Here is a 23,313-nt window from a genome sequence, read left to right as displayed (position 1 = left end):
GGCCCCACCCCGCCCCCGGAAAGGCTGGCGGTTGCAACCAGGCCCCCGCCCGCCCACCTTGTGACCCATGCCGATTGCCGTATTGCCGGGCCGTGGAGTCGTTGAAGTGGCGGGGGAGGACCGGATCCCCTTCCTGCAGGGACTCGTCTCCAACGACGTGACCAAGGCGGTGCCCGGCACCGCCATCTGGGCCGCGCTGCTGACGCCGCAGGGCAAGTGGCTGGCGGATTTCTTCATCCTGTCCGATGGCGAACGCCTGCTGCTGGATGTGGAGCGGGAACAGGCGGCATCCCTGGTCCAGCGCCTGACGCGCTTCCGGCTTCGCAACCGGGTGGCGCTGCGCGACGTCTCCGCCGATTTCGTGGTGCTGGCGGCCTGGGGCGGTTCGCTGCCGCCGCCTCGTTCCATCGCCGGGCCCGACCCGCGCCTGCCGGAGGCGGGGTGGCGCATCCTGGGCGGCACGCCGGTGGGCGATGCGGATGAGGCGGCGTGGGACCTGCACCGCCTGTCGCTGGGGCTGACCGATGGCAGCCGGGACCTGGAGCCGGAGAAGTCGGTGCTGCTGGAAGGCGGCTTCGACGAACTCGGCGGCGTGTCCTGGACCAAGGGCTGCTACATGGGCCAGGAACTGACGGCCCGGACCAAGTATCGCGGCCTGCTGAAGCGGCGGATCATCCCCGTCTCGGTCGAGGGCGGCCTGCCACCGCCCGGCACGCCGGTGATGCGGGACGGGGTGGAGGTGGGGGAGATGCGCTCCGCCCGCGCCGGCCACGGGCTGGCCATGCTGCGGCTGGACGCGCTGGCGGAAGGGGTGGTGCTGTCGGCCGGGGGCGCGGTGCTGACGCCGCGCGTGCCGGGATGGATGCATCTGCCGGCGGAGAAGACGCCGGCGGGGTGAAGGCAGGAGGGCTCCGTCCCCCCTGCACCCATTGGTACCCCCCGGCAGGGCCGAACCGGCCCTGGCCCTTCTTCAGCCTGAAGCGGCCTGGATCTGCGCGCGGGTCATCAGGTCAGCGTATTTCTGGCCCATGTCGAACAGGTTGGCCTCATGCGGGCCGATGGCGCGGTCGCCGACGCAATCGGTGGCGACGATGGTGCGGAAATTGTGCTGCATGCTGTCCACCACGGTGGCACGCACGCAGCCGGAGGTGGTGCAGCCCGCGACCACCACCGTATCCGCCCCCTGGTAGCGCAGCCAGGACGCCAGGTTGGTGTCGAAGAAGCCGGACGCCCCCTGCTTGCGGACGATATGCTCCCCGGCGACGGGGGTGAGTTCCGCGACGATCTGCGACAGGGGCGAATGCTCCGTCAGCTTCAGCAGGGACGGCGCCTTCAGCGTGAAGACGCCGGCATCCGACCCGTCATCCGCATAGACCACGCGGGTATGGGCGACGGGCCAGCGATGGGCGCGCGCGAAGGCGAGGAGCTTCACCGTCTCCGCGATCGCGGGGCCGATATTGCCGCCGCCGAAATGCGCGGGATCGGCGAAGCCGTTGACGTAGTCGACGATGACGAGGGCCGGGCGCTGGCCCATCCCCGCCGTGTTGCCCATGCCCTGGCGGTGGTAGATGTCGGCTTCCGGATGGCCGCTCATGGATTTGTGCCCTCAAGCGCGTCGTGCCGAAGGCACGCCTGCGGCGTGAGGCGCGCGCTCCGCGCGCTTGGCTGCGCGCCTACGCGCTGGCACGCCATCCGTTGATGCTGGTCTGTGCGCGGGCCGCCCTTGGCGGCCGAAGGGGCGGGGGGGGTGGCGGTGGTGATCACGCCACGGCCTCCAGGTCCCGCAGCGACTGGATCATCGCGCTGCGCAGCAGGTAGGCGCGGTGCTTGGCGGGGTCGGCGACGGTGGCGCGCAATTCGTCGTGATAGGCGCGGCGCTGCTCCGGGTCCCGCTGGTTCAGGATCTGGCGGTTGCGCAGCGCCTGCTGCTGCACGACGTCGAGCGCCACCTTGCGCCGCTGGCGGCCATAGCGGCCCATCAGCGACGCATCGGCGCCCTTCCAGACCTCGGTCAGCTTGGAGGCCAGGTTGAAGGCATCGTGGATGCCGCCATTCATGCCCATGCCGCCGAGCGGGTTGTTGATATGCGCGGCATCGCCGGCGAGGAAGACGCGGCCATGAACGTATTCGTCCACCACCCGCTCATGCACCCGATAGGCGGTGCGGTGCTTCACCGTGTAGCCGGCGGGATTGGGCACCACGGCCTGGAGGCGCGCATCCATCCGCGCGGGGTCGGTCATCTGTTCCTCCGTCTCGTTGGGATCGGTGGGGAACAGCACGCGCCACAGGCTGGCCGTGCGCAGCAGCACGAACCATTCCTGCGGATCGCTGATATAGGCGATGTTGGAGAGATCGTTGATGTGGTCGTGGAAGGGGAAGGTTGTCGACAGTGACAGGAAGATCTCCGGGATGGTCTGGCCGCGGAACTCCGTGCCGACCGAACGCCTGACCGCGCTGCGCGCGCCATCGGCGCCGATGAGGTAGCGGCCGCGCAGCGGTTCCTTCGACCCGTCCGCGCGTTCAATGGTCAGCGTGACGCCATCGGCGTCCTGCGCGACGCTGTCGGCCTTCGCGTCATAGATGAACTGGACGTCGGGGTTGCCCGCCATCTGTTCGCGCAGCATGCGCGTCAGGCGCCATTGTTCGCATTGCAGGCGGTAGGGGTGGGCGGTGTCGTCCTTCAGGCGCTCCATCTCGAAGGTCGCGATCACGCCCTGGTGGCGGTCGCGGAACTGCCAGAAGGGGCAGACCAGGCCCTGGTCGATCAGGGACTGCACCACGCCGAAGCGGCCGAGCATATCGAGGGTGGGCGGGTGGAAGGTGGAGGCACGGAGATCATCGGGCAGGTCCTGTGCCTGTTCGACGATGGTGACGGGGATGCCTTCCCCGGCCAGGTAGGCGGCGGCGACCATGCCGACGGGGCCTGCCCCTGCGATGATGACGCGATCGTCCTTGGCCATGCTGTCCCTCGGGATTCGTCCGGACAATATCGCGCTGATGCTGCGTGCGGGAAAGGGCGGGGTTTTGTTCTGATGATGGTCCAGGGGGTTCTGCCTCCTGGCGGATGGGGTGTGGGGAAGGCAGCGCCTTCCCCACCGGACTCACCCGCCGCTTGTCTGCCATTCCCCAAGGCGCATCTATACGGCCATGAAAATCCCCTTCCTGGATCGCCCGCCCGTGGTGGCGGTGCTGCGCCTGTCCGGTGTGATCGCGGCCCGCGGCGGCACTCCCTTCGCCGGCCCCGGCATCAGCGCGGAGGGCATGGCCCCCCTCATCGAGCGTGCCTTCAGCCTGAAGCGCCTGGCCGCGGTGGCGCTGGTGATCAATTCACCCGGCGGGTCGCCCGTGCAGTCCAGCCTGGTGGCGCAGCGCATCCGGCGCCTGGGCGACGAGAAGAAGGTGCCCGTGACCGCCTATGTCGAGGATGCGGCGGCGTCTGGCGGCTATTGGCTGGCCTGCGCGGCGGATGAGATCGTGGTGGACCCGGCTTCCATCGTGGGGTCGATCGGCGTCATCAGCGCGGGCTTCGGGCTGGAGGAGGCGATCGGGCGGATCGGCGTGCGCCGTCGGATGCACACGGCGGGGGGCGAGAAGAGCTTCCTCGACCCCTTCGGCCCGGAGAAAGCGGAGGATGTGGCGCGGCTGGAGGCGCTGCTGGCCGATCTGCACGTCACCTTCAAGGATTGGGTGCGCGGACGGCGCGGCGCCGCGCTGAAGGCGCCGGAGGAGGAGCTGTTCACCGGCCGCTTCTGGACCGGGGCGCGCGGGGTGGAGTTGGGCCTGGCGGACCGGATCGGGGAAGCGTCGTCCGACCTCCGCGCCCGGTTCGGGGAGAAGGCGCGCCTGGTGCCGATCGGCGCCCGGCGCCCGCCCTGGCCGCTGCGCCTGCTGTCCGGCGCGGCGATCGCGGAAGGGGCGATGGCGGCGGTGGAGGAACGGGCGGCCTGGGCGAGGCTGGGGTTGTAGCGATGAAGCGCATCAACGGGTCCGTGGTGACCGCCCCCATCGGGGGGCAGGAGATCCGCTTCTTCGTCGCCAATGAACGGGACGCGATCCAGAAGCACCATGCCGCCGGCGAGTTCTACGAGGCGGAGGAGATCGCCATCATCGCCCGGCATTTCCCGGCCGGCGCGCATTACGTCGATATCGGCGCGAATGTCGGCAACCACGCCGTCTATGCCGCGAAGTTCCTGGCGCCGGCCAGCGTGGTGGTGATCGAGCCCAACCCGCCGGCCATCGAGATCCTGCGCCTCAACCTGCTGCTGAACGACCTGGCGTCGCGGGTGGATGCCAGCCTTCTGGGCTTCGGCCTGGCGGAGGCGGAAGGCATGGCGCGCGCCGTGGTGCCGCCGAACAATCTGGGCGGCTCCGGCCTGGTGCTGGATGCCGCCGGTGCCACCATCCCGCTGCGGCGCGGCGACGATCTGCTGGCGGGGCGGCGGATCGACTTCATCAAGCTGGATGTGGAGGGGATGGAACTCGGCGTGCTGGCGGGGCTGGAGGGGCTGATCGCCACCTGGCGCCCGCGCATGTTCATCGAGGTGCATAACCGCAACGCCGCGCCCTTCCGGCAATGGCTGGCGCGGCTGGGCTATGGGGTGCGGGACACGTTCCGGCGCTATCCCTCCAACGAGAATTTCATGGTGGTGCCGGAGTAGAAGCCATCATCGATCACAGAACAGGATTCCGCCCTTGGCCTTGGAATCCCGGGGCGATTCGATGATCTGGACGGTGACGCTTTCGGCCGGCACGCCGAAATTCTTCACCATGGCGTCGGTCAGGTCGCGCGCCAGGCCGCGCTTCTGTTCGGTGGTGCGGCCGGTGGCGGCGAAGACCATGATCTCGGGCATGGGCGTGATTCCTTGAGGGCGGCGGGGTAGCCTCCGCCCCGGCGCCGGGGGGGCGCAAGGGGTGGTCTATCGATGGGCGTAGTGCTGCTGCCCGGCTTCATGCTGGATGCGGGGATGTGGGACGAATTGGCGCCGCTGCTGGCGCCGTTCGGTCCGGTGCATCACGGCGACCTGTTCCAGGATGACACCATCGAGGGCATGGCGGCGCGGGTGCTGGCGGGCGCGCCCGAGAGCTTCGTGCTGGTGGGGTTTTCGATGGGCGGCTTCGTGGCGCGGGAAGTGGCGCGGATGGCGCCGGGGCGCGTCCGGGCGCTGGTGCTGGTCGCGACCTCCGCGCGGGGCGAGAGCGCATCCCAGCAGGCGCGGCGCCAGGCGATCGCGGGGCGGCCGGAGGGCCAGGCCTTCCGGGGCATGAGCCGCGCCGCCATTGCCCGCGGCCTGCACCCCGACCGCGCCGGGGATGCCGCGCTGGTGGACCGGCTGCGCGCCATGGGGGACCGGCTGGGCGGCGCGGTCTTCCTGCGGCAGACGCTGATGCCGCGCCCGGCCTTCGATGACCGGCTGGGCGAGATCGCCTGCCCGACGCTGGTTGTGGCCGCCGCGCAGGATGCGCTGCGCAGCGTGGCGGAAGCGCGCGAGATCGCGCAGGGCATCCCCGGCGCGCGGCTCCACATCATCGAGGGCAGCGGCCACATGGTGCCGATCGAGGCGCCGGGCGAACTGGCGCGGCTGATCCTCGGTTTCGTGGATCAGGCGGAGACCTGACGGACCCAGTCTTCCAGGTTGTAGTAGGTGGTGATGCGGGTGATGAGGCCGCCTTCCACCGCCAGGAAGGCGCCGGCGGGGATGCGGTAGACCTGGCCACGGGCCTCGGGCAGGCCCTCATCGGTGCGGAGATACGTCCCCACCACGGTGAACTCCGCCGCGGCGCGGGTGCCGGTGGCATCGACCATCACGACGATATCCTCCAGCTGCTCGGCATAGGCGCCGTCCATGCGGGCGAGGAATTCGGTGAAGGCGGGTTTGCCGATGCGGCGGGTCCCCTGGTTGGGGTCATGCGCGACCTGGTCGTGCAGCAGGGCCAGCATCGCCGCGCGGTCGCCGGCATTGAAGGCGGCGTAGTAGCGGCGGATCAGGGCTTCGGTGGGGTGCATGGCGCTGGGCTCCGTCGGGACAGGCGGGGTTGCTTGCCGGCCTCCCCGCGCGGGGGGTAATGAACGCGCGAAACCTCCCCCGGCAAGACCCGCCCCCGCATGTCCGACACAGCGCCGTCCTTCCAGGAAATCATCCTGCGCCTCCACCGGTTCTGGAGCGCGCAGGGCTGCCTGATCCTGCAGCCCTACGACATGGAAGTGGGCGCGGGCACCTTCCACCCCGCGACGACGCTCCGCGCGCTGGGGCCGAAGCCCTGGTCGGCGGCCTATGTCCAGCCATCGCGCCGCCCGTCCGACGGGCGGTTCGGGGAGAATCCCAACCGGCTGCAGCACTACTACCAGTACCAGGTCATCATGAAGCCGAGCCCGCGCGACGCGCAGGATCTGCTGCTGGCCAGCTACCGGGACCTCGGCCTGGATCCGATGAAGCACGACTTCCGCTTCGTCGAGGATGACTGGGAGAGCCCGACGCTCGGCGCCTGGGGGCTGGGGTGGGAGATCTGGTGCGACGGGATGGAGGTCGGCCAGTTCACCTACTTCCAGCAGGTCGGCGGCATCACCTGCGAAGTGCCGAGCTTCGAGATGACCTACGGCCTGGAACGACTGGCGATGTTCATCCAGGACGTGGACGACGTCTATGAACTGGACTTCAACGGGCGCGGCGTGAAGTACCGGGACGTGTTCCACCGGGCGGAGGTCGAATACTCCCACCACAATTTCTCCGGTGCCGACACGGCGATGCTGTTCCAGCATTTTGCCGACGCAGAGCGCGAGTGCCTGTCCCTGCTGGCCTATGACCCGCCGCTGGCGCTGCCGGCCTATGACCAGTGCATCAAGGCGTCCCACCGCTTCAACCTGCTGGACGCCCGCGGCGCCATCAGCGTGACCGAGCGCGCCGCCTATATCGGCCGGGTGCGGGCGCTGGCGAAGGCATGCTGCGAGGCCTGGGTGGCGGGAGAGCGGGTTTGAACTTGTTGCTCCATCGGCGTTCTACCATACTGAGGGGGTTTTCTACCATCGGGGTGGCGCCATGGGTCAGCTGAACATCAAGAGCGACAAGGCGGATGCGCTGGTCTCGCGCCTCGTCGCGCTGACCGGCGAGAACAAGACGCAGGCCGTGGTCGCGGCGCTGGAGGAACGGCTGGCGCGGGTGGAGCGCGAGCAGCGGGCCGAGGAAAGGGTCCGGCGCATCCTCGATGCCGCGGCCGACATACGGCGCCTCATGGGGGAGCCGATGCCGACGATGGCCGAACTCGATGCCGAGCTCTACGACCCGGATACGGGCCTGCCCGCGTGATCGTCGACAGTTCCGCCATCGTCGCGATCCTGCGGGGGGAACCGGAAGCGGCGGACTTCAGCCGTGCCATTGTCCTGTCCGGCAAGGCTGCCATGACGGCGGCGACCTGGGTGGAGGCGGCGATGGTGGTCGAGGGTCGGGCGGAGGGGGCGGCGGATGCCCGGTTCGATGACCTCATCCGGGACCTCGGCATCACGATCGAGCCGGTTACGATGACGCTGGCGCGTGGCGCGCGGCAGGCGTTTCGTCGCTACGGCCGGGGCCGACACCCTGCGCGACTGAATTTCGGCGACTGCTTCTCCTACGCCCTGGCGCAGGAACGGGGCGAGCCGTTGCTGTTCAAGGGCGATGATTTCGCCCAGACCGATGTGAAGAGGGCCATCTAGGCCATGCCTGAACTGCTGCTCGAACTGTTCTCGGAAGAAATCCCCGCGCGGATGCAGGCGCGGGGGGCGGATGACCTGGCGAAGGCCTTTGCCGCTGCCGTGGCGCCGGTGCTGGAAGGCGCGCCCCGGCCCTTCTACGGGCCGCGGCGCATCGGGCTGTCCGCGACCCTGCGGGCCGAGGTGACGACCGATGGCAAGGAGGAACGCGGCCCGCGCACCGCCGCGCCGCCGGCGGCGCTGGACGGCTTCCTGAAGAAGCATGGGGCGACGCGGGAGATGCTGGCGGAGCAGAACGGGTTCTGGGTGCTGCAGAAGCCGGGCGCGACGGTGACGGCGGCGTCGCTGGTGGCCGCCGCCATGCCCGGGCTGATCCGGGGCTTCGGCTGGCCGAAATCCATGCGCTGGAACGGGCCCTTCACCTGGGTGCGGCCGCTGCACCGGGTGCTGTGCGTGCTGGATGGCCAGGTGGTGCCCTTCGCGATCGAGGAACTGCCGGGCCTGGTCAGCGGGAACGAGACCGAGGGCCACCGCATCATGGCCGCCCATGCCGGAAGCGGCGGCGCCTTCGCGGTGACGGGGCTGGCCGATTACGAGGCCGGGCTGCGGGCGCGCTTCGTGGTGCCGGATGCGCAGGAGCGCATGCGGATCATCGAGGAGGGCATGAACCGCCTCGCCGCCGCGCAGGGCGTGAAGATCGTGCCGGACAAGGGGCTGCTGGAGGAAGTGGCCGGGCTGGTGGAATGGCCGGTGCCGCTGCTGGGCCGCATCGACGACGCCTTCATGGACCTGCCGCCGGAACTGATGCGCACGACCATGCGGGTGAACCAGCGCTATTTCTCGCTGGTGAAGCCGGATGGCGGCGCGGCGCCCTTCTTCGCGCTGGTGGCGAATATCGCCGCGCTGGATGGCGGCGCCACGCTGGTTGCGGGGAATGAGCGGGTGCTGCGCGCGCGCCTGTCCGATGCCCGCTTCTTCTGGGACCAGGACCGCAAGCAGCGGCTGGAAAGCTTCCTGCCGAAGCTGTCCACGGTCGTGTTCCACGCGAAGCTCGGCACGCAGGGGCAGCGCGTCGAACGCCTGGTGAAGCTGGCGCGCTACCTGGCGCCGCTGGTGGGCGCCGATGTCGGCCTTGCCGCGCGGGCGGCGGAACTCGCCAAGGCGGATCTGGCGTCGGGCCTCGTCGGTGAATTCCCGGAATTGCAGGGCGTGATCGGTCGCTACTACGCGCTGCATCAGAACGAGGACCCGCGCGTCGCGGAAGCCATCGCCGCGCATTACCGGCCGATGGGGCCCGGCGATGCGGTGCCGAACGAGCCGGTGGCGATCGCGGTGGCGCTGGCGGACAAGCTGGACACGCTGGCGGGCTTCTTCGCCGTCGATGAACGGCCGACCGGCTCCGGCGATCCCTTCGCGCTGCGGCGCGCGGCGCTCGGTGTGATCCGCATCCTGCGGGAGAACGGGCTGCGCCTTCGCCTCGGCGATGTGATCGGGGAGGCCTTCTTCGGCTTCCCGCAGGCGGTCGGCATGACGGCCAATCCCGAATTCGGCATGGCGGTGGCGCAGGAGAAGCTGCGCGCGGGCTATCAGGCGCCGAAGGGCAGCCTGCATCCGCCGATGGTCGCGGCCTTCGGGGCGGGGCTGGTGGATTTCCTGGCCGACCGGCTGCGCGTGCAGTTGCGGGCCGAGGGTGCGCGGCATGACCTGCTGGCCGCCGCCTTCGGGGCGGGCGGCGAGGATGACCTCGTCCGCCTCCTCGCCCGCGCCGATGCGCTGAAGGCGCTGGTGGAAGGCGCGGATGGGCCCAACCTGCTGGCCGCCTACAAGCGCGCGGCCAACATCCTCCGCATCGAGGAGAAGAAGGACGGCCCCCACCAGGGCGCCATCGACGCTGGGCTGCTGGCGGTGGCGGAGGAGCAGGCGCTGGCCACCGCGCTCGACCAGGCCGCGCCCGCCGTCGCGGCGTCACTGGCTTCTGAAAATTACATTTCTGCCATGTCGGCCTTGGCAGCGCTGCGAGGGCCACTTGATGCCTTCTTCGACCGCGTCACCGTGAACGATCCCGTTCCGGAACTCCGACGCAACCGTCTACGCTTGCTCGCACGGCTCCGCGCCAGCATGGATGCGGTGGCCGACTTTTCCCGGATCGAGGGCTGACGTCCAGGCGCCCCCGCTTCCCCGGCACGAGGATTGCCTCGGCCGGGGCGTGGTGGCAGTCCTTCGCGAACAGCCACGCAGTTTGCAGGAGAACGCCGTCCAATGACGAAGTGGGTGTACAGCTTCGGCGCCGGTCACAATGAGGGCCGCGCGGACATGCGGAACCTCCTGGGTGGCAAGGGCGCCAACCTCGCGGAGATGGCGAGCATCGGCCTGCCGGTTCCCCCCGGCTTCACCATCACCACCGAGGTCTGCACCTACTACTACGACCACGGCCAGTCCTACCCGCCGGAACTGCTGGACAGCGTCAACAAGGCGCTGGCGCTGGTCGAGGACGCGGTCGGCGCGAAGTTCGGCGACCACCACAAGCCGCTGCTGGTCTCCGTCCGCTCCGGCGCGCGGGTCTCCATGCCGGGGATGATGGACACGGTCCTGAACCTCGGCCTGAACGACGCCACCGTCGATGGCCTGGCCGTCGCCTCCGGCGATGCGCGCTTCGCCTGGGACAGCTACCGCCGCTTCATCCAGATGTTCGGCTCCGTCGTGCTCGGCGTGGACCATCACCGGTTCGAGGAGATCATCGAACATGTGAAGATGGACAAGGGCGTGGACGAGGACACGCAGCTGACCGCGCAGGACTGGCACCGCGTGGTGGATGGCTACAAGGAAATGGTGGCGGAAGTCACCGGCAAGCCCTTCCCGCAGGACCCCCACGCGCAGCTCTGGGCCGCCATCGGCGCCGTCTTCGGTTCGTGGATGAACCCGCGCGCCAATACCTATCGCCGCCTCCACGACATCCCCGCGCAATGGGGCACCGCCGTTAACGTGCAGGCGATGGTCTTCGGCAACATGGGCAGCGATTGCGCGACCGGCGTCTGCTTCACGCGCGACCCCAGCACGGGGGAGAACTTCTTCTACGGCGAATACCTGGTGAATGCGCAGGGCGAGGACGTCGTCGCCGGCATCCGCACGCCGCAGCCCATGGCCGAGGCCCGCGCGAAGCCGGGCGAGAAGTCCATGGAAACCGTGATGCCGAAGGCCTACGCGGAACTCGTCGAGGTCCGCGCGAAGCTCGAGAAGCACTACACGGACATGCAGGACATCGAATTCACGGTCCAGCAGAACAAGCTCTACATGCTGCAGACGCGCAACGGGAAGCGCACCGCGGCGGCGTCGCTCAAGATCGCGGTGGACATGGCGCGTGAGGGCCTGATCGACCGCACGGAAGCGGTGAAGCGAGTCGATCCCAAGGCGCTGGACCAGCTGCTGCACCCCACACTCGATCCCAAGGCGCCGCGCAAGGCGCTCGCCAAGGGCCTGCCGGCATCGCCGGGTGCGGCCTGCGGCGTCATCGTCTTCTCGGCGGATGAGGCCGAGGCCCGCGCCGCCAAGGGCGAGGCCGTGATCCTGGTGCGAATCGAGACGTCGCCCGAGGACATCCACGGGATGCACGCCGCCAAGGGCATCCTCACCACCCGCGGCGGCATGACCAGCCACGCGGCGGTCGTCGCCCGCGGCATGGGCCGGCCCTGCGTGGCCGGCGCCGGCACGATCAACGTGGACTACGCACAGCAGACCATGTCCGCCGGCGGCAAGCGGCTTATGGCGGGGGATACCATCACCCTCGATGGCGCGACCGGCGAAGTCTTCGCCGGCACCGTCGCGATGATCGAACCCAAGCTGTCCGGCGACTTCGCGACGCTGATGGAATGGGCCGATGGCGTCCGCCGCATGAAGGTGCGCGCCAACGCCGAAACCCCGCTGGATGCCGAGACCGCCCGGAAGTTCGGCGCGGAAGGCATCGGCCTCTGCCGCACCGAACACATGTTCTTCGACCCGGAGCGCATCGGCGCCGTCCGGCACATGATCATGGCGGAGACGGAGGAAGGACGGCGCGACGCGCTCTCCCGCCTCCTGCCCTTCCAGCGCAAGGACTTTCTCGAGTTGTTCCGGATCATGGCGGGCCTGCCCGTGACGATCCGGCTGCTCGACCCGCCGCTGCACGAATTCCTGCCGCACAAGGAAAGCGAGATCGAGGAAGTCGCCGAAAGCCTCGGCGCCGATGTCGCGCTGATGAAGCGGCGCGTGGCGGACCTCTCGGAAGCGAACCCGATGCTCGGCCACCGCGGCTGCCGCCTCGGCGTCACCTACCCCGAGATCTACGAGATGCAGGTCCGCGCGATCTTCGAAGCGGCCGTGCAGACCGGCAAGGAAACCGGCGCGGCGCCGGTGCCCGAGATCATGATCCCGCTGGTGATGACCAAGCGAGAGCTGGAAATCACCCGCGCGCAGGTGGACAAGGTCGCGCAGGAAGTCTTCGCGGAAAGCGGCTACCACATCGTCTACCAGGTGGGGACGATGATCGAACTGCCCCGCGCCGCCCTGACCGCCGACACCATCGCCGAAAGCGCCGACTTCTTCAGCTTCGGCACCAACGACCTGACACAGACCGTCTTCGGCCTGTCCCGCGACGACGCCGGCAAGTTCCTGCCCTTCTACGTCGAGAAGGGCATCCTGCCGAAGGACCCCTTCGTCTCCATCGACATCGAAGGCGTCGGCGCCCTGGTGCGGATCGCGGCCGAGAAGGGCCGCAAGGCCAAGCCGGACCTCAAGCTCGGCATCTGCGGCGAACACGGCGGGGACCCGGCCTCCATCCACTTCTGCGGCTCGGTCGGCCTCGACTACGTCTCCTGCTCACCCTACCGCGTCCCCGTCGCACGCCTCGCCGCCGCCCAGGCCGCACTGGCAACGGGCGGGGGCGACAGGACGGCGTGAGCGCGTGTTGACCGCAGGGAGGGCTCCGCCCTCCCCGCACCCCTCCCGCCAAGGGCCAGCGGGCCCTTGGAACCCAGGCTTTGATGGGCGGAAAGGGAGGGGGCCTGACAGTCTCCGTTCGAAGGGTGCGCCGCTGATGCCCCCTCCCTTTCCGCCCATGAATAGTGGTCCAGGAGGCCGCTGCCTCCTGGCAGGGGGTGCAGGGGGGCAGCACCCCCCTGCGGCCACATGACGACTCTCTCCGCCCTCATCGTCGCCCGCAACGAGGCGGAGCGGTTGCCGGATTGCCTGGCGTCGGTCGCCTTTGCGGATGAGGTCGTGGTCGTCCTGGATCGCACGACCGATGCCAGTGCCGCGATTGCGCGCGCCGCGGGGGCGCGGGTGATCGAGGGGGGCTGGCATCTGGAGGGTGAGCGGCGGAATGCCGGCATTGCCGCCTGTGCCAGCGATTGGGTGCTGGAGGTCGATGCGGATGAGCGGGTGAGCCCGCCGCTGGCGGCCGCGGTCAGGCGGGTGATCGGGACCTCGACCCATGCCTGGCACCAGGTGCCGGTGGATAATTATGTCGGCGATCGGCTGGTGCGCTACGGCTGGGCGGGGAGTTTCGGCACGACGTCGGTGCCGCGGCTGTTCCGGCGGGGTGCCAAGAGCTGGCGCGCGCAGCGGGTGCATCCGGGGCTGGACTGGGTGGGGAAGGAGGGCCCGAAGATCACGGAGGGCGCGCTGATCCACCTGGTGGACCGGGATATCTCCGACATGCTGCGGCGGCTGGACAAGTATTCCTCCGCCAAGGCGGCGGATCTGATCGCGAAGGGGGATATCGGGTCGCTGCCCGACAATCTGCGGCGATTCCTGTCCCGGGTGTGGAAGAGCTACGTGTCCCGGAAGGGGTATCGGGAGGGCGGCTGGGGCGTGCTGCTCGCGCTCTGCACGGGGGCTTTTCCGCTGCTGGCCTATCTCAAGGCGCGGCTGGAGCCGGAGCGGCATGGTGGTGTGAAGGAGGGGGGCGTGAAGCGGGACTGACGTTTCGGCGGTGGGTCTGAACTCCGGGACCTCGGGCGCCGTTGCCGGGGGATAATCGGAGAGAATCCCCATGCCCGACACGCCGCAGCCCCGCCAGAGCCAGTCCCACCAGCCCGGCATCGAGGCCGAGATGGAGCCGCGGCCCGACTCCGCGATGAGGAACTGGAAGCCGTCCGGGAAGCTGACGGGCAAGGTCGCGCTCATCACGGGCGGCGACAGCGGCATCGGCCGCGCGGTCGCGATCGGCTTCGCGAAGGAGGGGGCGGATGTCGCGATCCTCTACCTCGATGAAGGCGAGGATGCGGCGGATACGAAGCGGCTGATCGAGGCGGAGGGGCGGCGCGCGGTGGCGATCGCCGGCGACATCGGCGATGCGCAGGTCTGCGACGTGCTGGTGCAGCGCGTGGTCGGTGAACTCGGCCGGATCGACGTGCTGGTGAACAACGCCGCCGAGCAGCATGTCTGCGAGGATTTTTCCCGGATCCCGACCGGGCAGGTGGAGCGGACCTTCCGCACCAACATCCTCGGCATGATGTGGGTGACGAGGGCGGTGCTGCCGCACATGGCGGAGGGCTCGGCCATCATCAACACGACCAGCATCACGGCCTATCAGGGCAATCCGACGCTGATCGACTATGCCAGCACCAAGGGCGCGATCCTGGCCTTCACGCGCAGCCTGGCGAAGGCCCTGCAACATCGGAAGATCCGGGTGAATGGCGTGGCGCCCGGGCCGATCTGGACGCCGCTGATCCCCGCGAGTTTTTCCGAGGCGCGCACGGCGGAGCATGGGGCGAGCGCGCCGATGGGGCGGCCAGGCCAGCCGGATGAGGTGGCGCCGGCCTACATCTTCCTCGCGAGCAGCCTGGATAGTTCCTACATCAGCGGGCAGGTGATCCACCCGAATGGGGGGACCGTCGTGAACGGGTGACGGTCCCGCCCGCCGGTCAGACCACCTGGTTCTTCAGCGTGGTCTCGCCGGCGTGGAGGCGCTTGAGGTTCTCCTCCATCAGGTCGAGGACATTGCCCTCATAGGCCCGCGTCTCCCCGCCCGTATGGGGCGTGATGAAGACATTGGGCATGGACCAGAGGGGCGAGGCCTCGGCCAGCGGTTCCTCCGCCGTCACGTCGAGGGCGGCGGCGCCGAGATGACCGGAGGCCAGCGCCGCGACGAGGTCGGGTTCCACGCAGACGGCGCCACGGGCGACGTTCACCAGGATGGCGGCCGGCTTCATGGCGGCGAATTGCGCGGCGCCCATCAGGCCGCGCGTCTCGGGCGTCAGCGCGCAGGTCAGCGCCACATAGTCGGCACGGGGAAGCTGGGCCATCAGCGCGCCCATGCCATGGATCTCGTCGGCGCCTTCCGATCCCTTGGCGGGGTCCTGGCGCAGGCCGATGACATTCATGCCGAAGGCCTTGGCCAGTCGCGCCAGCCGGCCGCCGATGCGGCCGATGCCGACCACCAGCAGGGTCTTGCCGCCGAGTTCATCCTCTCGCTTCGTCAGGTCGCCGATCATGCCGCGCCAGTGCTTGCGGGCCTGGTTGTCGCGGGCTTCCGGCAGGCGCCGGGCGATGGCGAGGATCAGGGAGATGGCGTGTTCCGACACGGCATTCGCATTGGCGCCCTGGGCGGAGGCGAGGCGGATGCCGGCGCCGGCCAGCACGGCGCGGTCATACTGGTCCACGCCCGCGCTGATGGACTGGATGAATTTCAGCCGTGGCGCCTTGGCCGCCAGGTGGTTGCGCCACATGCCGGAGACGAGGAGGACATCGGCCTCCGCGATGCGCGCTTCCAGCTCGTCCAAGCTGCGGACCTCGAAATGGGGCAGCGTGCCGCCGCGCTGCGCGTAGCGTTCGGCGAAGCGGTAGGCGACATGGGCGAAGCAGAGGGTTGGCTTGGGGGGCAGCATGGACGGTCCTCTTTTCAGCCGCGGGCAAACAGGGCCCGGGCCAGGCGGTCGAATTCGGGGATGGTCAGCGTCTCGGCCCGGCGGTCGCCGGCGATGGCGGCGGCATCCAGCAGCGCCTCCGCCTGGCCGAGCGACTTCAGCGATCCGCGCAGCATCTTGCGGCGCTGGCCGAAGGCGGCGGCGGTCAGGCGTTCCATGGTGGCGAAAAGCTCGGGGCCCGGGTCATCGGGGTGGGGCACCAGGCCGACCACGGCGGAATGGACTTTCGGTGGTGGGCTGAAGGCGCCGGGCGGCAGGCTGAGGAGGAACCGCGCCTGGCAGCGCCATTGGGCGAGGACGCCGAGGCGGCCATAGGCGTCGCTGTCCGGTGCGGCGCAGATGCGTTCCGCCACTTCCTGCTGGAACATCAGCGCCATGGATTCGAAGTGGCGCGCATTCCGCAGCCAGCCCACCAGCAGGGGCGTCGCCACGTTGTAGGGCAGGTTGGCGATGATCTTCCGCGGTGCCGGCAGCAGTGCCACGGCGTCGATGGTCGTGGCATCGGCCTCCAGCACCGTCAGGCGGCCGGGGAACACTGAGGAAAGTTCCGCCAGGGCGGCGATGGCGCGGCGGTCCAGTTCCACGGCAAGGACATCGGCGGCCGGGGAGGCCAGCAGCGCGCGGGTCAGCCCGCCCGGGCCAGGCCCGACTTCCAGCACATGGCGCCCCGTCAGGTCCCCGGCCAGGGTGGCGATGCGGTCGCACAGGTTCTGGTCCAGCAGGAAATGCTGGCCGAGCGACTTGCGGGCATCGAGCCCGTGCCGCGCGATGGTGTCGCGCAGCGAGGGGAGCGCCGTGCTCACGCCGACGCTGCCTTGCCCGTCAGCTGCGCATCTCGATCTGGGCGCGGCGGCGGAGGTCGCGCTGGAGCTGGCGGGAGAGTAGTTCCACGCGGTCGCGCAGCAGCTGCTGGCGGGCCACGTCGGGCGTGACCTCCGCCTGGTTCCGGGTCTCCCGCGTGCAGACCATGATGATGGCGACGCCGTCGGGCGCGATCACGGGCTGGCTGGCGCGGCCGGGGGCGAGGCCGCCGATGAGCTGGCGGAGCGCCGGGGGCTGCACCCCTTCCAGCCGCACCGGGCCGGGATCGGGGTCGCGGCCGCTGCCGGCGGCGCGGGCGGCCTGCTCCACCGCTTCGCAACTGCGGGCATTGGCGGCCAGCGCGCGGGCGCGTTCCACCACGGCCACCTGCTGTTCCGTGGGCGCCTGCGGGTTGAGCGGCGTCGCAAAGGGGAAGAAGGCCTGGCGCAGCGTCAGCATCGTCGCCAGGTCGCGGCCGACTTCGCGGCGCTGGCGCAGCGCCACGATCTGGAAGCCGCCGGGGACGGGGATGGCGTTGCTGATGGCGCCGGGGGGCATCTGGCCGACGATGCGGGCCACGGAGTCGTCCAGCGCCTCCAGCCCCACCCAGCCGAGGTCGCCGCCCTGGAGCGCGGTCTGGGCCTGGCTGAACTGGGTGGCGGCAACGGGGAAGGGGACGCCGCGGCGAAGCTGGGACACGACCTCATCCACGAAGCGGCGGACCTCCGCTTCCTCCCCGGGGTCGTCGACGGGGATGAAGATCTCGCTGACCAGGAATTCCTGCTGGCCGGTGCGGGCGCGCTGCAGGGCGATCTGCTCCGCCACCTCCGCATCGGTGGGCTGGGCCTGCGGGCCGAGGATCTGGCGCAGCAATCGTGCCCAGCCGATCTGCACGCGAAGCTGGTCGTACAGCACGCGGGGCTCGACCCCGGCGCGGCGCAGCTGGGCCACCAGGCCGCCGGCGGGCAGGTTGTTGCGGCGTTCCAGCTCCGCCACCGCCTGGGCGATGTCGGTATCCGTCACCGGGATGCGGCGGCGCTGCACGTCCTGCAGGCGGAGCCGTTCATCCACCAGCAGACGCGTGACCTGGGGCGTCAGGCGTTCCAGCACCTCCGGCGATGCCGGCAGGCCGGCATTCAGCGCGAAGAGGCGGCGGCGCCCATCCACGTCGCCGAGGGTGACGATATCCCCGTTGATGACGGCGATGATGCCATTGGACACGCCGGCCGGCGCCGGGGCAGCCGGGGCCTGGGCCTGGGCGGGCATCCCCGGCACCGCCATGACCGGCAGGGCGAGGGCTGGGAGCAGCAGCAGGGCGCGGGCGGTGAAACGCATGGCGCTTTCCTAGGCGTGCGGGGGGGTGATGGGAAGGGCGCGGACGCGTCCTGCCGGGGGGAAGCGCTTCGTCACAATGCGCGGAACCCGAAATCGCCGACCGTCTTCAGGCTGATGCGGAACAGCAGCAGCGTGCCGCCGGCATAGTCCCGCCCCGTATTCGGGTCCTGTGCCCGGTTGCGCACGAAGCGGGTCTCGAAGATCAGGCATTCATCCTCGTAGATCGCGCTGGCGGACCCGCTGACGGCGCGGTCGAGGCCGATGTCGTAGCGGCCGAAGGCGCCGATGCGCCAGTTCTCGGTCACGCGGAGCGTGCCGCCGATCGACACCTCCTCCCGCTTCCTTGTCGTGATGTTGGGCGCGGGGTTGGTCAGCAGGTAGCCGCCAGTGAGGGAGGCGGGGCCGGCGAGGATCGTGGCGCTGCCGTCCCAGAGGCGGGGTTCCGTCGTCTCCCGGTCCAGGCGCGACCGGCCGACCAGTTCCAGCCAGGGCACCGGCGCCAGGCGCACGCGGCCGACCCAGTCGGAGGACCGGTTCTCCAGCCCCGAGCCCTGCGGGAAGGTCGCGTCGGTCGCGGCGCGGAAGGACCGGCCGCCGAGGGCTTCGAGCTGCCCGCCATTCGGGAAGAACCAGGCGCCGCGCAGCGCGGCATCCACGCGGGTGCCGCCTTCCAGCCGGTCCCGGCCGGGGAAGCGGTTCAGGGCGAAGAGGTTGGCGTCGGTGAATTCGAGGTCGAGGCTGTCCTCGTTCGGGAAGCTGGTCTGCGACCCGGTGGAGGGGCCGGTGACGACCTGCACCCGCGGCTCGATCAACTGCGACCCCCAGTCGCCGGCGCTGCGCAGGAAGGGCATGCGCCAGTCGACCGCGCTGCGGACATGGCCGCGGCCATAGAAGCCATCGCTGCCGGCATCGCCATAGGTCGGCGCCAGCGCCAGGCCATCCACCCAGCCGCCGAGCACATCGGCATGGGTCCGGAAGGTCCAGAGATCGCCGGCTTCCCCGGTGAAGGGCAGTTCGTAGGACAGGCGGCTGCCGATGCGGCGCGTATCCGTCCCCGTGGTGCGGAAGATGCTGTAGGCGGAGGCATCGACCGAGAAATTGCCGCCGAGGTTGTCGGTCGGGAAGACGTAGTCCGCATAGCCGCGCGGCAGCACCATGGGCACCTGGCTGGTCGTCGTCTGCGAATCCAGGCCCTGGTAGATCATGCTGTCGATGCGGGCGTAGCCCTCCGCGCCCCAGAAGCCTTCGAGATAGGCGCTGGTGGTCAGCACCCGCGGGCCGCCGAAGCGCCAGGCGCGGAGGTATTCGCGCGACGAGGCGCGGTTGAGGCCGAAGCCCGCGCGCCAGTTCTCATCCAGCGAGAAGCGGCCGCGGGAGAACAGGTGCCCGCCGGTGCCGTCGGCCTCCGTCCCATCCAGCGCGCCGATGGAGCCTTCCACCGTCAGGTCGCCATTGTTGAAGCGCCGGCGATAGGCGCCGCCGAGGTTGGGGACCTGCTTCTCGGACAGCGTCGCGGTGATGGTCGCGTCGGAATGGTCGTCGATCGCCCAGTAGTAGGGGATCTCCGCGAAGGCGCCGAGCAGCCTTGTGGTGCCGAGCGTGGGGGAGAGGAAGCCCGAGGCGCGGGGCGCATCCGGCGAGGCATGGCTGAAATAGGGGGTGTAGAGCACCGGCCAGCCCGCGAACTGCACCGCCGCATCCCGGTAGCGCACGCGCTGGTCCACGCTGTCCAGCGTGGCGACCCGGGCGCGGAGCTGCCAGAGCGGCGGGCGGGTCGGGTCCTCCGCGCACAGATCGCAGGAGGAATAGACCACGCGCGCCAGATCCGTGACCGTGCCGCCAGTGCGCCGCGCGCCGGCGGCGGCCAGGCGGGCGTTGGAGGCGAGCAGGCCGCGGATGCCCTCGATCGCGGCATCCCGCATCCCGCCGGTCAGCTCCGCGCGGTCGGCGAAGAGGGTCTGCCCGTCCGGCTCGATCAGCGCGACATTGCCGGTGGCGACGGCGACGCCGGTTTCCCGGTTGTAGGTGAATTCATCCGCCCGCAGCACGCGGTCGCCCTGCCAGGCTTCCACCCGGCCGCGGGCGGTGACGGTGTTGGCGGCCTGGTCGTATTCGACCTCCTCCGCCGTGAAGGTCACGGGTTCGTTGCTGTTGGCGGACCGTCCGAAGCTGCCCATGCCCTGGGGGGCGGCGGGGATGGCGGGCAGCACCAGCAGACACAGGCTGGCGAGCGCGGTGCCGAGCAGCAGGCGGGGGCGGGTGCGCGGCGGGGGTGCCGGCATGACGGGGGCTGGCAGCGGGGCGGGCGCCAGGGTGGGCGCGCGGCGCGGGCGCAGGCCCGCGGGCGTCCCGCCGGGCGCCCGCAGCGGCGGGGGCAGCTTTCCCGATCGGCCGCCGGGCTGGCGCATCAACCATCCTCCAGGTGCAGCAGAAGTGCCAGGGCCAGCAGCAATCCCGCGACGGTGGGCGCCCAGGCGGCGAGGACCACCGGCAGGGATCCTGCCTCCCCGAATTCATTGCTGACCTTGTCCACGACGAACAGGGCGAATCCGGCGGCAACGCCGCCGCCGATCATCTGCGCGACGCCGCCGCGCCGCGTCTGGCGCATGGAGAAGCCGGCGGCGAGCAGCGCCATGGCCAGCGCCAGCACCGGCAGGGCGAGCAGCGACTGGAACTGGATGCGGTGGCGCACGGCGGAGAAGCCCGCCTCCTCCAGCACCGCGATGAAACCGGGGAGCGCCCAGAAATCCAGCGTTTCCGGGGAGGCGAAGCTGTCCTGGATCCGGTCGGGGGTCAGTTCCGTCGGCAGGCTGATGGTGCCGACGGGCTTGGCGATGCGATCGGCGCCGAAGGCCACCGCCTCCTCGATCACCCAGGCGCCGCTGGTCAGGCGGGCGCGGGGGGCCTCGATGCGGGACAGGGGCTGGTCGCCGGCGGTCAGGCGCCAGACCGAGACCTCCTGCAGCTCGAACCGCGCGCCGGCGCGGGGAATGGGCTCCCCGGGGTTCCGCATCGCGACGGGGCGGCCGGAGATGATGGCGACGCCATTCGCCTCCAGCTCCCGATCCGCCTGGCGCAGCCAGAGGCGCCCGCCGGCCAGCGCCGTCATGCCGCCGCCGGTGCGGAGGAAGGTCTGGTCCAGCCTTTCGGCCCGCGACAGAAGGGCGGAGGAGATGGGGGAGATCGCGCCGGTCGCGACCATGCCGAGCAGCAGGGCCACCACCAGCGGCCCGGTCAGGAACCCCCAGGCGGAGATGCCGGCCGCGCGCGCCACGATGAGTTCCGAGGAGCGCGTGAGCCGCCAGAAGGCGACGATGCCGCCCAGCAGGATGGAGAAGGGCAGGATCTGGAGCGAGACGAAGGGCAGCCGCAGGCTCGCGATCTCCAGCGCGATGCCGAAGCCGACATCGGGGCGGGTCGCGGCGCGGCGCAGCAATTCGATGAAGTCGAACAGCGCGACCAGCCCGGTCAGCGCGCCCAGCATCGCGAGCGTCATGCCGAAGAAGGCGCGGGCGACGTAGCCCGTCAGGGTGGGCGTCAGGATCATCGCGTCAGTCGGCCGCCTGGGCCTGCGGGGGCATGGGCAGGGCGCGGGGCCGTGGCAGGCCGGGGGCGCCCAGCATCCACCACAGCGCGACCACGCCGGGCACGGTGGCGTGCGCCCAGATCAGCCAGACGAAGCTGTTGTCGCGCGTCGCCAGGTTGCCGATGGTCAGCCCCACCGCCAGCAGCCCGACCACCAGGCCGATGCCGGTGGCCAGCCGCAGGCCGCCGCCATGGCGCCGGAACTGGCCGGTGAGCGCGACCGACAGGCCGACCAGCGCGAAGGACAGCGCCGTGAGGGGGGCGGACATGCGCTGATGCGCTTCCCCCACGAAGCGGGCGACATCGCGGGGGCGCAGGGCCTCCGCCGGGTCGGGGTTCAGCAATTCGGGGATGCTACGTTCGCGACTGTCGCGGAAGCGCGCTTCCTCCTGCCGCGTGGCGCGGGCCAGGTCGATGCTGTTCTCGTTGAAGGACAGGACGGAAAGCCGCATGGGCTGGGCGCCGGGCGCCGGGTTGGGCACGCGCTCCATCTGCTGGCGGACGCCGTTCTGCAAGGTGACGCGCGGGCCGTTGGGGCCGACGGTGATGCGGCCCTGTTCCGCCAGGATGGTGACGGGCGCGCCGCGTTCGCGGGCATCATGCACCAGGATGCCGCGCAGCGTGCCGTCCCGGTCGCGCAGCCGCGCATAGACGGTCAAATCCCCGCCGACGGAGGAGAAGACGCCTTCCTGCACCAGGATCGCGGCCATCTGGTTGCGGATCTCGAACTGCCAGATGCGGAAGGCGGTGTGGGACAGCGGCACCAGCCAGAGGTTCAGCAGGTAGCCGACCCCCACCGCCATCATCGCTAGCATGATGCCCGGCCTGGCCAGGCGAAGCTGGGACAGGCCGGCGGCGCGCATCACCACCAGTTCGCGGTCGCTGTTCATCCGCACATAGACGAACAGCACCACGACGAAGGTGGTGATGGGCAGGATCACGGCGAAGAAGCCCGGCAGCATCAGCCCCGTCAGCTGGATGAAGACGCCGAGCGACAGGCCCCGGTCCAGCACCAGTTCGATGAAGCGCAAGGACTGCGTCAGCCACACCAGCGCGGCAAGGCCGATGGTGACGGCCAGGAGGCCGCCCACCAACTGGCGCAGGATGTAGCGGTCGATCCGGGTCATCCCGCCCCTTCTACCAGCCCTTCGGGGGCGGCGGCAAAGCGGGGCCCCTCACGGCTGCATGAATCGCGCGATGGTTGATGCGGGGACCAGGCGCGTGCTGGGCGGGCCGCCATCGGAATCCCGGTGGCTGACGATTCCGGCCAGGCAGCCGGAGGCCGCGACGAAGACCGCGCCGCCGGATTCGCCCGGTGCCAGCGTCTCCGGGATCTCCAGGTAGCTGCCGAAGGCGCGGTCGGGGTCGGACCAGGGGGCGAGCAGCCGGGTGCGGATGGACCGGCGGGGCGTGACCAGCAGGGCCGGCGTGCCGGGCGGCGGCGGCGCGGCGCAGGGGGTGGCGGCGGGCAGGGCTGGCAAAGGGCGCGTGGGGGCGATGATGGCCAGGTCCTCCCCCCCGAGATAGCGCTGGCCGATCCCGGCATCGATCCGGTCCCGCCCGGCGCGGAGGATGCGGGCCGGGGCCTCCGTGCCGCGGACGCCGAGGGTGATGGCAGGCTGGCCTTGCCGGTCCGGCGGGCAGAAGCCGCGCAGGCGCTGGACGGAGCCATCGACGACATGCGCCGCGGTGACGAAGTGGCCGCCGCCGAGATGGATGGCGGCGCCGGAAGCGTTGCAGTTCGGTGCCTGGCCGGAGCGGATTTCCGCGACGGTCGCGGTGGCGGCGAGGCCGGCTTCCGGCGGGCGGGCGGGGCTGGGCGGGGCGCAGGCGGCCAGAAGTAGCAGGGGGAGCGCTGCTCCCCCTGCACCGATCGTGGCACGCAGGGGGGCTCCGCCCCCCTGCACCCCCCACCAGGGTCCAGCCGGACCCTGGACCGGGATCAATGGAGGATGGTCCAGGGGGGTCTCCCCCCTGGCGGATGGGGTGTGGGGAAGGCAGCGCCTT

22 protein-coding genes are annotated in these 23,313 nt (G+C 70.5%); 11 read left to right on the top strand and 11 right to left on the bottom strand.

All coding sequences use genetic code 11. The features are described 5' to 3' along the window. The first annotated feature begins 67 nt into the window (after window positions 1–67). The gene (gene ygfZ, locus BM041_RS26805; RefSeq protein WP_092962994.1) at window positions 68–898 is read left to right on the top strand and encodes a CAF17-like 4Fe-4S cluster assembly/insertion protein YgfZ; all 831 of its coding nucleotides are present in this window, start codon (window positions 68–70) and stop codon (window positions 896–898) included. Between the two features lie 72 nt (window positions 899–970). Here the strand turns inward: ygfZ and BM041_RS26800 are convergent, their stop codons facing one another. Both BM041_RS26800 and BM041_RS26795 read right to left on the bottom strand, forming a co-directional pair. After that, the gene (locus BM041_RS26800) at window positions 971–1,594 is read right to left on the bottom strand and encodes an isochorismatase family protein (RefSeq protein WP_092962993.1); all 624 of its coding nucleotides are present in this window, start codon (window positions 1,592–1,594) and stop codon (window positions 971–973) included. A gap of 166 nt (window positions 1,595–1,760) precedes the next feature. Then, a complete protein-coding gene (locus BM041_RS26795) occupies window positions 1,761–2,960 on the bottom strand; it encodes an FAD-dependent oxidoreductase (RefSeq protein WP_092962992.1) in 1,200 nt (399 codons plus the stop codon). Between the two features lie 187 nt (window positions 2,961–3,147). Between BM041_RS26795 and BM041_RS26790 the strand changes: the two genes are divergently transcribed. Together BM041_RS26790 and BM041_RS26785 are read left to right on the top strand one after the other, a co-directional pair. Further along, entirely contained in the window at window positions 3,148–3,966 is an 819-nt protein-coding gene (locus BM041_RS26790; RefSeq protein ID WP_092962991.1) for a S49 family peptidase, read from the top strand. A 2-nt stretch (window positions 3,967–3,968) separates the two neighbouring features. Beyond that, a complete protein-coding gene (locus tag BM041_RS26785; RefSeq protein ID WP_092962990.1) occupies window positions 3,969–4,658 on the top strand; it encodes an FkbM family methyltransferase in 690 nt (229 codons plus the stop codon). Window positions 4,659–4,664: 6 nt separating this feature from the next. Here BM041_RS26785 and BM041_RS26780 read toward each other — a convergent pair whose 3' ends face one another. Then, on the bottom strand, window positions 4,665–4,850 hold the full coding sequence (locus BM041_RS26780; RefSeq protein WP_092962989.1) for a tautomerase family protein: 186 nt from the start codon (window positions 4,848–4,850) through the stop codon (window positions 4,665–4,667). 72 nt (window positions 4,851–4,922) lie between these two features. On the opposite strand from BM041_RS26780, the gene BM041_RS26775 reads away from it, so the two are divergent. Next, window positions 4,923–5,615 (top strand): alpha/beta fold hydrolase, encoded by a 693-nt coding sequence (locus BM041_RS26775; RefSeq protein WP_139226198.1) that lies wholly within the window; start codon window positions 4,923–4,925, stop codon window positions 5,613–5,615. Here the strand turns inward: BM041_RS26775 and BM041_RS26770 are convergent. Next, the gene (locus BM041_RS26770; RefSeq protein WP_092962988.1) at window positions 5,600–6,004 is read right to left on the bottom strand and encodes a ketosteroid isomerase-related protein; all 405 of its coding nucleotides are present in this window, start codon (window positions 6,002–6,004) and stop codon (window positions 5,600–5,602) included. The genes BM041_RS26775 and BM041_RS26770 overlap by 16 nt on opposite strands. 99 nt (window positions 6,005–6,103) lie before the next feature. On the opposite strand from BM041_RS26770, the gene BM041_RS26765 reads away from it, so the two are divergent. From BM041_RS26765 to BM041_RS26735, 7 genes are all read left to right on the top strand, one after another. Further along, the gene (locus BM041_RS26765) at window positions 6,104–6,973 is read left to right on the top strand and encodes a glycine--tRNA ligase subunit alpha (RefSeq protein WP_092962987.1); all 870 of its coding nucleotides are present in this window, start codon (window positions 6,104–6,106) and stop codon (window positions 6,971–6,973) included. Window positions 6,974–7,034: 61 nt separating this feature from the next. Continuing rightward, window positions 7,035–7,301, top strand: a complete 267-nt coding sequence (locus tag BM041_RS26760) for a type II toxin-antitoxin system VapB family antitoxin (protein WP_092962986.1) — start codon at window positions 7,035–7,037, stop codon at window positions 7,299–7,301. Then, window positions 7,298–7,687 carry a type II toxin-antitoxin system VapC family toxin gene (locus tag BM041_RS26755; RefSeq protein ID WP_092962985.1) on the top strand — a complete coding sequence of 130 codons (390 nt, stop codon included), beginning with the start codon at window positions 7,298–7,300 and terminating at the stop codon, window positions 7,685–7,687. Before BM041_RS26760 ends, BM041_RS26755 begins: the two co-directional genes overlap by 4 nt. Before the next feature lie 3 nt (window positions 7,688–7,690). Next, a complete protein-coding gene (glyS, locus tag BM041_RS26750) occupies window positions 7,691–9,841 on the top strand; it encodes a glycine--tRNA ligase subunit beta (RefSeq protein WP_092962984.1) in 2,151 nt (716 codons plus the stop codon). Window positions 9,842–9,943: 102 nt separating this feature from the next. Beyond that, window positions 9,944–12,616, top strand: coding sequence for a pyruvate, phosphate dikinase (gene ppdK, locus BM041_RS26745; protein ID WP_092962983.1), 2,673 nt, complete (start codon window positions 9,944–9,946; stop codon window positions 12,614–12,616). A gap of 228 nt (window positions 12,617–12,844) precedes the next feature. Next, window positions 12,845–13,639, top strand: coding sequence for a glycosyltransferase family 2 protein (locus tag BM041_RS26740; RefSeq protein WP_092962982.1), 795 nt, complete (start codon window positions 12,845–12,847; stop codon window positions 13,637–13,639). Window positions 13,640–13,709: 70 nt separating this feature from the next. Beyond that, on the top strand, window positions 13,710–14,567 hold the full coding sequence (locus tag BM041_RS26735) for an SDR family oxidoreductase (protein WP_092962981.1): 858 nt from the start codon (window positions 13,710–13,712) through the stop codon (window positions 14,565–14,567). 16 nt (window positions 14,568–14,583) lie between these two features. On the opposite strand, the gene BM041_RS26730 is transcribed toward BM041_RS26735, so the two are convergent. The 7 genes from BM041_RS26730 to BM041_RS26700 all read right to left on the bottom strand — a co-directional run bounded on the left by BM041_RS26730 (window position 14,584) and on the right by BM041_RS26700 (window position 23,213). Continuing rightward, a complete protein-coding gene (locus tag BM041_RS26730; protein WP_092962980.1) occupies window positions 14,584–15,546 on the bottom strand; it encodes a D-2-hydroxyacid dehydrogenase in 963 nt (320 codons plus the stop codon). Window positions 15,547–15,560: 14 nt separating this feature from the next. Then, on the bottom strand, window positions 15,561–16,388 hold the full coding sequence (gene rsmA / locus BM041_RS26725; protein WP_092962979.1) for a 16S rRNA (adenine(1518)-N(6)/adenine(1519)-N(6))-dimethyltransferase RsmA: 828 nt from the start codon (window positions 16,386–16,388) through the stop codon (window positions 15,561–15,563). Between the two features lie 19 nt (window positions 16,389–16,407). After that, the gene (locus tag BM041_RS26720) at window positions 16,408–17,721 is read right to left on the bottom strand and encodes a peptidylprolyl isomerase (protein WP_092962978.1); all 1,314 of its coding nucleotides are present in this window, start codon (window positions 17,719–17,721) and stop codon (window positions 16,408–16,410) included. Window positions 17,722–17,792: 71 nt separating this feature from the next. Next, on the bottom strand, window positions 17,793–20,003 hold the full coding sequence (locus BM041_RS26715) for an LPS-assembly protein LptD (protein WP_245762284.1): 2,211 nt from the start codon (window positions 20,001–20,003) through the stop codon (window positions 17,793–17,795). A gap of 125 nt (window positions 20,004–20,128) precedes the next feature. Beyond that, entirely contained in the window at window positions 20,129–21,268 is a 1,140-nt protein-coding gene (lptG, locus tag BM041_RS26710; protein ID WP_092962977.1) for an LPS export ABC transporter permease LptG, read from the bottom strand. Window positions 21,269–21,272: 4 nt separating this feature from the next. Beyond that, window positions 21,273–22,433: an LPS export ABC transporter permease LptF gene (lptF, locus tag BM041_RS26705; RefSeq protein WP_092962976.1), complete on the bottom strand. Its 1,161-nt coding sequence runs from the start codon at window positions 22,431–22,433 to the stop codon at window positions 21,273–21,275. Between the two features lie 48 nt (window positions 22,434–22,481). Further along, the gene (locus BM041_RS26700; protein ID WP_092962975.1) at window positions 22,482–23,213 is read right to left on the bottom strand and encodes a trypsin-like peptidase domain-containing protein; all 732 of its coding nucleotides are present in this window, start codon (window positions 23,211–23,213) and stop codon (window positions 22,482–22,484) included. Window positions 23,214–23,313 lie beyond the last annotated feature (100 nt).

The sequence above is a fragment of the Falsiroseomonas stagni DSM 19981 genome, from assembly GCF_900114315.1.
Taxonomy (GTDB): Bacteria; Pseudomonadota; Alphaproteobacteria; order Acetobacterales; family Acetobacteraceae; genus Falsiroseomonas; species Falsiroseomonas stagni.
The sequence above is the reverse complement of the archived record's forward strand: the minus strand, read 5'-3'. Positions and strand labels throughout refer to the sequence as shown.